This is a genomic window from Pseudomonas sp. H26/SER47-MNA-CIBAN-0231 (genome assembly GCF_040310465.1).
Lineage (GTDB): Bacteria > Pseudomonadota > Gammaproteobacteria > Pseudomonadales > Pseudomonadaceae > Aquipseudomonas > Aquipseudomonas atacamensis.
The window spans coordinates 512,126-523,754 of the sequence record NZ_JBEOPW010000002.1 but is presented as its reverse complement, the minus strand read 5'-3'; the positions used below and the strand labels follow the sequence as shown (position 1 = coordinate 523,754).

At 61.2% G+C, this 11,629-nt stretch carries 8 protein-coding genes; 3 read left to right on the top strand and 5 right to left on the bottom strand.

The window, feature by feature from the left end; translation table 11 throughout:
• Window positions 1-238 precede the first annotated feature (238 nt).
• The 3 genes from AAEZ10_RS05300 to AAEZ10_RS05290 are packed head-to-tail and all read right to left on the bottom strand — an operon-like array spanning window position 239 to window position 4,417.
• Window positions 239-1,306, bottom strand: a complete 1,068-nt coding sequence (locus AAEZ10_RS05300; protein WP_350568234.1) for a lipocalin-like domain-containing protein — start codon at window positions 1,304-1,306, stop codon at window positions 239-241.
• On the bottom strand, window positions 1,296-3,764 hold the full coding sequence (locus tag AAEZ10_RS05295) for an ABC transporter permease (RefSeq protein WP_502947671.1): 2,469 nt from the start codon (window positions 3,762-3,764) through the stop codon (window positions 1,296-1,298). The genes AAEZ10_RS05300 and AAEZ10_RS05295 overlap by 11 nt, the downstream gene beginning before the upstream one ends.
• On the bottom strand, window positions 3,764-4,417 hold the full coding sequence (locus tag AAEZ10_RS05290; protein WP_350568231.1) for an ABC transporter ATP-binding protein: 654 nt from the start codon (window positions 4,415-4,417) through the stop codon (window positions 3,764-3,766). Before AAEZ10_RS05290 ends, AAEZ10_RS05295 begins: the two co-directional genes overlap by 1 nt.
• A gap of 138 nt (window positions 4,418-4,555) precedes the next feature.
• On the opposite strand from AAEZ10_RS05290, the gene AAEZ10_RS05285 reads away from it, so the two are divergent.
• Window positions 4,556-6,529, top strand: a complete 1,974-nt coding sequence (locus AAEZ10_RS05285; protein WP_350568228.1) for an alkyl/aryl-sulfatase — start codon at window positions 4,556-4,558, stop codon at window positions 6,527-6,529.
• A 337-nt stretch (window positions 6,530-6,866) separates the two neighbouring features.
• Here AAEZ10_RS05285 and AAEZ10_RS05280 read toward each other — a convergent pair whose 3' ends face one another.
• A complete protein-coding gene (locus AAEZ10_RS05280) occupies window positions 6,867-7,718 on the bottom strand; it encodes an AraC family transcriptional regulator ligand-binding domain-containing protein (protein ID WP_350568225.1) in 852 nt (283 codons plus the stop codon).
• 96 nt (window positions 7,719-7,814) lie between these two features.
• On the opposite strand from AAEZ10_RS05280, the gene AAEZ10_RS05275 reads away from it, so the two are divergent.
• Entirely contained in the window at window positions 7,815-8,759 is a 945-nt protein-coding gene (locus tag AAEZ10_RS05275; protein WP_122707110.1) for a LysR family transcriptional regulator, read from the top strand.
• Window positions 8,756-9,775 carry an AraC family transcriptional regulator gene (locus AAEZ10_RS05270; RefSeq protein WP_350568222.1) on the top strand — a complete coding sequence of 340 codons (1,020 nt, stop codon included), beginning with the start codon at window positions 8,756-8,758 and terminating at the stop codon, window positions 9,773-9,775. The genes AAEZ10_RS05275 and AAEZ10_RS05270 overlap by 4 nt, the downstream gene beginning before the upstream one ends.
• Before the next feature lie 140 nt (window positions 9,776-9,915).
• On the opposite strand, the gene AAEZ10_RS05265 is transcribed toward AAEZ10_RS05270, so the two are convergent.
• A complete protein-coding gene (locus tag AAEZ10_RS05265; RefSeq protein ID WP_350568219.1) occupies window positions 9,916-11,613 on the bottom strand; it encodes a sulfatase-like hydrolase/transferase in 1,698 nt (565 codons plus the stop codon).
• Window positions 11,614-11,629 lie beyond the last annotated feature (16 nt).

Sequence of the window (11,629 nt, the reverse complement as noted above, 5' to 3'; positions counted from 1 at the left end):
TCATAACGCTTCGGCATTGCTAGACACCTTCGCCCCCATGAATGGTTGAGTCAATTAACAGAGGTGACAGGTAGGCTAACACGGGGGGGCTTGTAAAAAAGTAAGTCGCCGTAAGGGCGAAACCCTAAGCAGCCGTTACCGCAGCAACGGATATGTACCCGGTCAAGCAGAACAAATCATCGCTCGACAAAAAGCCTTCGCGAGCAAGCTCGCTCCCACAGGGAAACTGCACCTACCGTTAATATCCGGTCATTTCCAGATAACCCTGGCCAGGATGGCTGCCATTGATTTTCACCGGCCCCTCCCAATACGGAATACGCAAATCCATCCACGCATTGCGATTGAGCGCATCAACGCTGATATCGAGTTGCTTGTCGGGAATGCGGATCGACCATTTCACCGGCATCGGTCGATCAGCCACCTTGGCCGTATCCTGCGGCACGAGGCTGATCTGCTCGCTGTGCAACGTCTGAATCTGCCCATCGGCGGCGATCCAGGTGCCGGTCAGATAAGGCGCGCCGTCCTTCTGCCGCATGCGGTAAAGCATCACATGTTCGCCGCTGTCCAGATGCAGCGAGAACCAGTCCCAGCCAGTTTGATTGGCGGTGAGTGGCTGACTGCTCCACTCGCGATCGAGCCACGCCGGGCCGCTGACGCTGTAGGTCTGGCCGTCGATCTGCAGCGTGCCGCTGGCCTGGAAAAATGGCTGGCTGTAGTAATACGACGCCTGGCCTTCTTCGGATTTCTGGCTGAAACCATTGTCGCCTTGCAGCACCAGCGGGCGGCTGGAGGTGAGGCGCAGTTGATAAGCGAAATTCTTGTCACGAGCACTGAGTTGCATATCGCGCAACGGATCCTGCGCCTGACTGGCAAACATCCAGTCATCGATCCACGCCTCGAACGGCGCCAGGCGCACGCCGGCCTGGCCTACTCCGCCCCGGGCGTAGCGCTCGGCGGCGTGGTGCACCGAGGGCGAAGTGACTGCCGCATGGCCCAGCCAGATCGTTTGGTTGCCCCAACCGGCCTGCTCGGCGACTGGTTTCAGGGCGCTACGGAACAGCGTCCATTGCACGCCGAAATCATTGCCCTGTTGATCCTTGAGGTTGGCGGTGACGTACCACCACTCGATGCGAAAACCATCATGCGCGCCGTGATCGGCGGGGAAGCTGAAAACCCGACCGGGCACCACCGGAGTGAAGGATTGCGCCTGATCGCCCATGCCGGCAAAACCCTTCTCCTCGGGTGCAGGCTGATCGCAGCCACCGAGCAGCAGCGCAATCATCAGCACGAGCCATTTAGTCCTCATGGGCAAACGTCCTCAGCAAGTCCGCCGGTTGTGTGCGGTACAGCGAATACAGCGGCCATGCCGAGGCCAACAGAGTCGCCAGCAAGGCCAGGCCCATCAGTTGCAACAACTGCAACGGAAACACCCGCAACGGCAAGCGCCAGCCGAATGCCTGCACATTGATCACCGCATCCAGGCACCATGCCAAAGCAATGCCCAACGGTAGCGCCAACAGCAACGTCAATACGGCGAGCAGCCAGGTCTGGCCGAGGTTGAGCAGCATCAACTGTTTGCGCGTCACGCCCAGCGCCCACAGCGGTGCGAGTTGACTGAGGCGACTCTGGCTCTGGGTCAGCAGACTGATGAACAGCGCCACACCGGCCACGGCGAGGGTCAGGCTGTTCAACGCCGCCGTCGCGGCAAAGGTGCGTTCGAAGACTTGCACCGACCAGCCCTTGAGCCGCGCCTGATCGACGATGCGGTTGTCATCCAGCGCAAAACGCGCCTGCAAGGCGTTGAGCAGCGCCGGAATCTGTGCTGGATCGATACGCAAATTGAAGCGGTTCGGCGTGAGTTGCGGCCAGCCGCGCAACAGGTGCTCACTGCTGATCAGCACGTGCCCTTTCGGATTGCCGTAGTCGGCGTAGATGCCGACGATGCGCGGCGACCATGTGCCGTTCGGCGTGGGAATGTTCAAATGCTCGCCCGGCTTCACTTTCAGGCGTCGCGCCAGTTGTTCGCTGAGCATCACCGCATCGTCCGTGGCCAGTTTGCCCCACGGATCGCTGCCACTGCTGTCGAGCAACGGCCAATGCTGGCGATAGTAGGAGTGGTCGATGATGCCGTAGACATCGGCCGGCCAGCCTTGCAGTGTCACCGAAACCTGCCAGTTGGGCAGCACAGCGGTCACATTGGGCTGCTGCTTGAGCCAACTGTGCATCTCGCGGGCCTGCGCCGGATTGGAGGGGTTGATGTACAACTCGGCGCTCAGGCGTTGTTCGAGCCAGTCGTTGAAGGTCTGGCGAAAACCGGCGGTCATGCTGCCAGCGCCGATATTGGCGGCGAGCGCCAGCAGCAGCGCCATCAGCGCCAGACTCAGGGCTGGCAGTTGCTGGCGGCAGTCGGCGAGAAACCACTGGCCGAGCACCGACCGACTGCGTCCGAGCAACGGGTTCAACAACGCGCTGAGCAACACCGGCAAGGCCAGCGCGGCACCGAGCAACAGCCCGGCCATCAGCACGAAACCGCTGCTCAGGCTGTCGCCCCAGATCAGCGCCGCCAGCGCAATCATCAGCAGCGCTGTCGCCAGCCAACCCTGTCGGCGCAACCAGCGCGAATACTGTTGATGCCACGCCTGCGGATCGGCCACCGCCAGCAACGGCAGGCGCGCCGCCCGCAGCAGACTGTTGGCCCCGGCCAGCAAGGCGCCAAGCAGGCTCAGACCGATGCCGCTGAACCACCACCAAGGGCTCAAACGCAACTGCCCCGCCACTTCCGCGCCATACAGACCGCGCAGGCTGGCGGCGACGTCCGGCAGCAGCACGCTGGCCAGCCAATAGCCGCTGATCACACCGAAGAATCCACCGATCAGCGCCAGCACACCCAGTTCAACCACCAGACACGCGATCAGCATTCGCGCACTGACGCCACAGGCACGCAACGTGCGCAGCAAGCCTCGGCGCTGTTCCAGAGCGAGGCCGATGGCGGCGTGGACGATGAACAGGCCGACCAGAAATGACAAAAATCCAAGGGCATCAAGATTGAGGTGAAAGCTCTCGGTCAGCCGCGCGAGATTGTTTTCTTCTCCGCTGCTTTTGAGCTGCAAGCGATCGGTGAAACTCGCTGGTAATTCCTGATGAAAATCCTTGGGCAACAGCAGCCGAGACAATTGCTCAGGCTGGTCGAGCAGTCTTTGCGCTACGCCGATATCGACCAGTAACAGGCCCGGCGCCATGTCCTTCTGCGCGAGCAGCGGCGGCAGGGTCTGGCCGTTCACGGTTTGCGGTGTATCGCCTTCGCGCAAGCCGAGCATTTGCATCGTGTCCGGGGAAATCCAGGTGCTGCCCGGCGGGCTGAAAAATTCGACGATGCGCTCGATCGGCATCGCCTGCCCGGCCACTGCCGAATCCGTCGGCAGCGATACCGGCTCGATGCCCATCACCTGAATCCGCTGGTCTTCGTGACCCTTGAGCGTCAGCCGGCCCTGCAACACCGGCGACACCGGCCAGCCCTGACGGCGCAATTCGATAAACCAGCGCTGGGTAAACAGTGCCCCATTTGGCGTGCTGAGGCTGGCCTGTGGTTCGCCGCCGATCATCTGGCTGGCCCGCGCGTAGCTGTCGCGCGCCTGACTGTTCAGCGCCTCGACGCCGGTGAGCAGACTGGTGGCCAGCCACAGCCCGGTCAGCACACTGAAAAACTGCACGGGATGACGCCGCCAGTGGCTGAGCAGCGCGCGCAGGGTTTGCCGCCAGATCATCAGGCGACCCGCCCGTTCGACAACACCACGCGCTGAGCCAGACGCGCCGCAACGCGCTGACTGTGAGTGACCATCAACAAAGTCGTCGGCGTGTCATCGAGCAATTCCAGCAACAGCCGCAGCACTTCATCGCTGGTCGCTTCATCGAGGCTGCCGGTGGGTTCATCCGCCAAGAGCAATTTCGGCTGCGAAGCCAATGCCCGGCCCAATGCGACCCGCTGCTGCTGGCCGCCAGAGAGTTGCTCGGGGTACCGCGAGAGCAGATCGCCAAGACCCATACGCTGCACCAGATGCGCTTGCCAGCGCGGCTCATGGCGCCCGGCGAGGCGCGCCTGAAAGGCAAGGTTGTCTTCCACGCGCAGGCTGCCGATCAGGTTGAACTGCTGAAACACCAGACCGATTTCCGTGCGCCGCCAGTTCGCCAGTTGCGCTTCGCTCATGGCTTCCAGGCGATGTTCGCCGCTGCGAATACTGCCGCTGTCGACCTTGTCCAGCCCCGCCACCAAATGCAGCAGCGTGCTTTTGCCACTGCCCGATTCGCCCATCAGCGCGAGGCTGCCACCGGCCTCCAGCGTCAGGTCGACGCCTTGCAGCACCGGCAACAATCCCTGTGGCGTGGCATAGCTTTTGAAAACGTCGCGAACCTCAAGCATGGGCAAACCCGATCAGTGAACCTGGGCCTAGGATAGCGGCCCTGAATGGTTTTTGTCCGCTGATGATCATCGCCAACTCCGGGACGCGCCATACGCTGCTGGCTGTTCGGCCATAACGATAAAAAACCGGAGACACCCATGCCCCGTTTCATCCTGAGCCCGCGCGGCCTGCTGACCTGCCTGATCACCGCTTGCCTGAGCCAACCGTTGCTCGCTGCTGACGGTCCGGTTGCGCCGAGCATGCAAACCGCCGCAAGCAACGCTGCCGTCCTGCAAACCCTGCCTTTCAGCGACCGCACCGATTTCGAATCCGTCAGCAAAGGCCTGATCGCACCGTTCAAGGGTCAGATCAAGGACGCTGCCGGCAAAGTCATCTGGAACGTCAACGCCTATGACTTCCTCGTCAAAGACAAGGCGCCGGAATCGGTCAATCCGAGCCTGTGGCGGCTGGCCCAGCTCAATGCCCACGCCGGTCTGTTCGAGGTCAGCCCCAAGCTGTATCAGGTGCGCGGCCTCGACCTCGCCAACATGACCATCATCGAAGGTGACGACGGGCTGATCATCATCGATCCGCTGACCATGGCCGAAACCGCCAGGACGGCGCTGGATCTGTACTACGCCAATCGCCCGCGCAAACCGGTCGTCGCGGTGATCTACAGCCACACCCATGTCGATCATTTCGGCGGCGTGCGCGGGGTGATCGACGAGGCCGATGTCAAGTCCGGCAAGGTCAAGGTCTACGCGCCGGTCGGCTTCATGGAACACGTGATGAGCGAGAACGTCATGGCCGGCAATGCCATGAGCCGCCGCGCGCAGTACCAGTTCGGCAGCCTGTTGCCGCGCAGTGAAAAAGGTCAGGTCGATGCCGGCCTCGGCAAGAGTGCGCCCAGCGGTGGCACGGTCACACTGATTGCGCCTACCGATCTGATTGCCGAGCCGTTGGAAACCCGCACCATCGCTGGCCTGCAAGTCGAATTCCAGCTGACCCCGGGCACCGAAGCGCCTGCGGAAATGAACCTTTATCTACCGGAGTTGAAAGCCCTGTGCATGGCCGAAAACGCCACGCAGATGATGCACAACATCCTCACCCCGCGCGGTGCGCAGGTGCGTGACGCCAAAGCCTGGTCGCAATACCTCGACGACAGCCTCATGCGCTACGGTCACGAGGCCGACGTGCTGTTCGCCCAACACAACTGGCCGACCTGGGGTGGCGAGCGGATTCGTACTTTGCTCGCCGATCAGCGCGACATGTACGCGTTCATCAACGACCGCACCCTGCGCTTGCTCAACCAGGGCCTGACGCCGCTGGAAATTGCCGAAGCAATCAAGAAACTGCCCGGCTCGCTCGATCAGAAGTGGTACACCCGTGGCTATTACGGCTCGCTGAGTTTCAATACGCGCGCGGTGTATCAGCGCTACATGGGTTTCTACGACGGCAACCCGGCCAACCTCAATCCGCTGCCCCCGGTCGATGCAGCTAAACGCTCGGTCGAGGCCATGGGCGGTACCGCGTCGGTGCTGGAGAAAATGCGCAGTGCGATGGCCAGCGCTGACTACCGATGGGCCGCGCAGTTGGGCAACCAGTTGCTGTTCGCCGATCCGGACAACGCGGATGCACGCAACGCTCAAGCCGAGACGCTGGAGCAGTTGGGTTATCAAAGCGAGAACGCCACCTGGCGGAACATGTACCTGACCGGTGCGATGGAGCTGCGCAACGGCGTGCCGCCGCAGTCAGCCAATACCGTGTCGGTGGATATGGTCCGGGCGATGAGTCCGGAAATGTTCTTCGATTACCTCGCGGTACGCCTGGACAGCGACAAAGCCGTGGCCCATGACCTGACGCTGAACTGGACGTTCGACGATGTGCAAAAGGATTTCACCCTGACCTTGCGCAACGGCGTGCTGACTCACCGCGCCGGTCTGAATCCGGCGGCGGATGCGAGCGTCAGCCTGAGCCGCGATACGCTGGAGAAGATCAGCCTGAAACAATTGGACTTCCCGACGGCGATGCAAAAAGGGCTGGTGAAGTTGCAGGGCAATGGTCAGAAATTCGGATTATTGATGGGCAGCCTGGATACGTTCGGGCCGCAGTTCAATATCGTCACGCCGTAAGTCAAAAGCCCCTCACCCTAGCCCTCTCCCAAAGGGAGAGGGGACCGACCGAGTTGCATGTACGAGATACGCCGACGTGGGATAACGAGTTGAATGCAATTTTGAATAACACGCACATCAGCTCCCATGATTCATAAGCCCCCTTCCCGGAGAGAGAGGGGACTGACCGTGTTGGATGTACGAGATACGCCGACGTGGGATACCGAGTTGAACTCAGATTCCGAACGCCATGAAGATCGGCTCCCTTTCCCCCTCGCCCCCTTGGGGGAGAGGGCTGGGGTGAGGGGGTAAATCTTGTTGGCACCCTCAATAACGATCAATCACCTCAATCCTGCTTTCAACAAACCTGCCCCGGATTCAACCGAAACTGCTTCGGCGTAATCCCGAACTGTTTGCGAAACGCGCGGATGAAGTTGCTCGGCTGGCGATAACCCAGCCGCTCAGCTATCCGTTCGATCGGTTGATCACCCGCCGTCAGCCAGTGCCGCGCCATCGATAGATTGTCCTCACGCGCAGGTGCGCGGGTTTCAGCGTGCCAGTGACGCAGCATGCTCTGGTGCAGAAACGGGTTGGCGCCCAGCAAGGCCTGATCGAGCCTGGAGCGCGGCAAGGTCAGGCACAGACGTTCGCCCTGCTCCACCGCGATGCCCACTCCACGCAGCCAGCCACCGGCCATTTGCGCCGGGCGCAGGCTGACACTCACAAACAAATCTCCAGGCGCCCCGCCCAATCGACGGGCAATATTACGCACCAGCGTTATCACTGCCGCATCCAGAGCGAAATGATGCAACTGCCCCTGCTGCGAACGCAGGCGCAAATGAGCCACGTCGCCCGCCTCGACCAGTTCCACCGCAACGTAATTGATCACCCTTGGCAAGCAGTCGATGAAGCACTTCAGACTGGCCCGCAAGGTCGCGGACGAGTCGAGCAGAATATTCAGTCCTTGCAGGCAATCGGTCGCCATCCCGTCGGCCAGTTCACAGCCAAACGTCGGCGCTACCCCTGACCATTCACACTCACGCCACAACTGTTCAACCGCTTGTGCGGCGATCAATTGATGCTGCCCGGCGAGCACTGACGGGCAGATCCCCACGCGCGCCATCAAGCGTTGCGGGCACAGTCCGGACTGACGGGCATGCGCGAGAATCGTGCGGGTAAACGCGCTGGAGGCGAACAGAGGCTGAGACATGAAGGCGGCCATCGAAGAACAGGCGTGTACTTATGCCAGCGGACGTGCTATCGATCCAATGCATTAAAAGTATCCGCAAAATGCAGGAGACGCATGATGGATCTTCGCCAGCTTCGCCATTTGGTCGCCCTCGCCGATTACCGCAACTTCGGGCGCGCCGCCGAGGCGATCAACCTCAGCCAACCGGCGTTCAGCCGCAGCATCCAGACCCTGGAGCGTGACCTTGACTGCGAGCTGGTCGAGCGCAGCAGCCGTGAGTTTCGCCTGACCGGGCAAGGCCAACTGGTGCTGCAACATGCGCGGCGCCTGCTCGCTGGCAGTCAGGCGCTGCACAACGAATTGACGCAATACAACGGCCTCACCGGCGGCGAACTGCAATTCGGTTGCGGCCCGTATCCGGCGCAGGTGCTGGTGCCGGAAGCGCTGGCCGACTTCATTGATGCGCATCCGGCGATTCGCACGCGGTTTCATCAGGGCGACTGGCAGCAATTGACGCTGTGGTTGCGCGAGCAGCAGATCGAGTTTTTCGTCGCCGATGCGCGGCACTTTGTCAGCGATCCGCAGTATCAGGTGCACCTGCTGCGCACGCGGCCGGGACGGTTTTTCTGTCGCGCCGGCCATCCGCTCCTCGCGCAACGAGACCTGCGATTGCGCGCCCTGCTCGATTACCCGATCGTCGGCACGCGCATTCCACCGATGATCCGCAAGGTGCTCGCCGATATCCTCGGTGAGCAGGACTTCACCCCGAGCGTCGAGTGCGCACAATTTGACGCGATCCAGCGCGTAGTGCTGCGCTCCGACGCGGTGGGGCTGGCCACGCTTGAGGCCTTGCGTGAACAACTTGATCGCGGCCTGATCGAGCTGCTCGACTTTGTCGACGTCCCCCATGACGAGCCGGCGCTGCAACTGGGTTATGGCATCGTCAGCCGCGCCGGTTTTACCCTGACGCCAGCAGCGCGGGCGATGATCGAGGCGATCCTCAGCGTCGATCAGCGTTTGCTGGCGGCTAACGGAGCGACGGGAGACGCGCGCACAACATGAGCAAAACCCATCCGCAACCCGCCAACGCTTTTTACGCGCCGACCCTGCTGCCGGCCATTGAAGAATTGCTCGCGCGCGGCATTAGCCAAGGCGCAATCGAAGCACAACTGCGCCGCAGCCTGTTCGATCTGCGCACGCCGTTCACGCGCATGCCGCTGCTGATGTCGCGGCGCTTCTGGGCGTTTGCCGTGGAACAGAGCGGCGATCCACTGATCGGTCTGGCGGCGGGTGAACGTTTCGTTTCGACGGCCACCAACGGGCTGACCTATCTGTTCGATGTCGCCGTGTCGCTGGAACGTGCCTGTGCGTTTTTCGCCGAGTACTTTGCGTTTTTCAACGGACATTTCCGTGTGCAAATCCTGCGTAAAGATGACGGCGTAACACTGCGTCTGGTCGAAGCCGGCAGTCTTGGTGCTCCGGCGGCGCTGACCGATTACATCCTTGTCAGCTTGTGCAGCCTGGTACGACGCAAATTGCTGGCCAGCGGCGTGAATCGTGATCCGGTGCTGGGTGTGGCATTGGCATCGGCAAGCCGCGAGCAGCATCAATCGGCATTGCGCACCCCGGTGAGCGCAGAGCAGTCATGCGCGGCGATTCATCTGGATCCTCAGCTGTTCGTGATGCCGTTGACACCGGGCAATCCGGCATTGGAAACAACGCTTGTCGATCTGCTGGAACAGACCCGACGTCTCAGTGAATCGACCTTGCTCGGACAGCTCAGCGATTATCTGATCGAAGATCTGGCGACAGCGGATTGGCAGCAGTTCTGTGCTACACAGCATGTGCTTGAGCGCACGGCGGCAAGGCGCTTGAAGGCGTTGGGCTGGACTTTCAGCGAACTGCTCGATGAGCATCGGCGCTATCAGGCCGAGGACCTGTTGCAGTCCGGGGCGTTGGAACTGGTCGAAGTGGCGGATCGGTTGGGTTACAGCGATGTGCAGGGATTCAACCGGGCTTTCGCGCGCTGGCTGGGGTGCGCGCCTGGGGAGTATCGGGCGCGGTGGCTGAAGCTTTGAATTGGCTGGTGTCAGTGCTGGCCCCATCGCTGGCAAGCCAGCTCCCACAGAGGCCAGTGCTGACACAGGATTTGTGAACAACCTCGAACCCTGTGGGAGCTGGCTTGCCAGCGAAGAGGCCCGCCCGAGCAATCCAGAACTCACTGCCCCGCAGCCACACTCGCCGGTGCCCGCTCAGGCGTAACGATGCTGCCCAGATCAATATGCTTCCACTCAGGCTTGGCGCCCAACCGCGCATTGAAGCGGTAGTTGAAAGTGAACTCATCCGCCGTCGGCACGCTCAGCGGTTTGCCATACACCGCTTCGATCGCGGCCAAGTCGTAGCCCATCACCTGCAACAGTGTCGGGAAGATGTTGTAGTGGCTGGAGCGGTCCTTGTTTGCTGGCAGATTCGCCGCCCAGTCCGGCGTCTGCAATCCACGGCCCTGGATCACCACCAGCGGCACCAGCCCCTCCTCTTCCACCGGGTCGCCGCCGCAGTGGGTATTCAAGCCCGGATTGCCGCGCTCATGCAGATCCTGGCCATGATCGGAGGTGTAGATCAGCAGCGCGTTGTTCAGGTTGGCCTGGGCAAACACCCGGGCGAAGAACTCGCCGACGTTCCACAACAGCGTGTTCTTGTAGGCGTTGCGATACAGCACCCAGTCATCCGGCTGGCCGTTGAAACCGGTGCGTTCGCCAGTGTCGGCGACTTCAGTGAACTGTCCGCGGGGCAGCGTTGGCCGGTAGGCCATGAACGCGTCCGGGTACTTGTCATGCACCGGAAAATGCGCGCCGACCTTGTTGATCACGATCAGCTCGGGGCGATCGTCGTTGAGCAGTTCAATCAGCTTCGCCGCTGCCGCCATGTCGCGGTCGCGCACGCTGGTCTGGTCGAATTGCACGAAACTGTCGATGTCGTTTTTCTCAGCGGCGGTCATCAGGTTCTGCAGGTTGCCGGCGGTGCGCTGGGCGTCGATGTAGACCGTACCGAGCCCGGCCTTTTTCGCGTACTGCCAGATCGACGGCAACGTGCTGTTGATGCGTCTGTAGTCGGCGCGGGTGCCGCCGTAGCGCAAGGTGACGTTGGTGTCGGCGCTGCAATTGGCAATGGACGCGGCATAACCGAAGTTGAAGACATCGACCCCGGCCGGCGCTTGCTTGAGGTTGCTGTGCACGCCGAACGGCGCGTTGATGTCGAGGTAATTGCCGGAAATGCTTTCGTCGATGATCAGCACAATGTCATGGCCGACGGCGGGCGTGGCGCGCGCAAGCGTCACCGCTTCACGGGGGCCGACAGTATCGTGCAACGCTTCATAGGCAAACAGGTTCAGGTAAGCCAGCGGCGTGTACATGATCGGCAGGCCACGTGCGCCCTCACCCGCTCGTAGAAACAACAATCCGCTGAGCATCAATACGCCGACGAGGGGCGCCGCGACCCGCAACGTGTTGGGTATGAACTGCGCATGACGCGGCTTGAGTCCGATGCCGAACAACAGCAGCAAGCCACTGAGCACCGCGCGCAGGATCGCATCGCGATACTGATAGGCCGCTTCCTGAATGAAGCCGCCGGAGTACACCAGCGAGACAAAATCGCTGTACCTCAGGTAATCCGCGGTAACCCGTGTGTAAACATCAAAAAAAACCGCTGCGGCAAACATCGTTAATGCGAATGCATGTCGAACGAGAGCCTGACGTATATAGGCAGTTAGATATAACGCGAAAGTAAGCGCCAAAAACATCGCGCCAAAAACAAGTACATTAAAACCCCACCCAATAGCATTTAACCGATCCACGTAATAGTCGGAAAAGAGCAACAGATGGGCAACTAAGAGCAATTCCTTGGCGTATTTGAACATGGCGATACCGGTGATC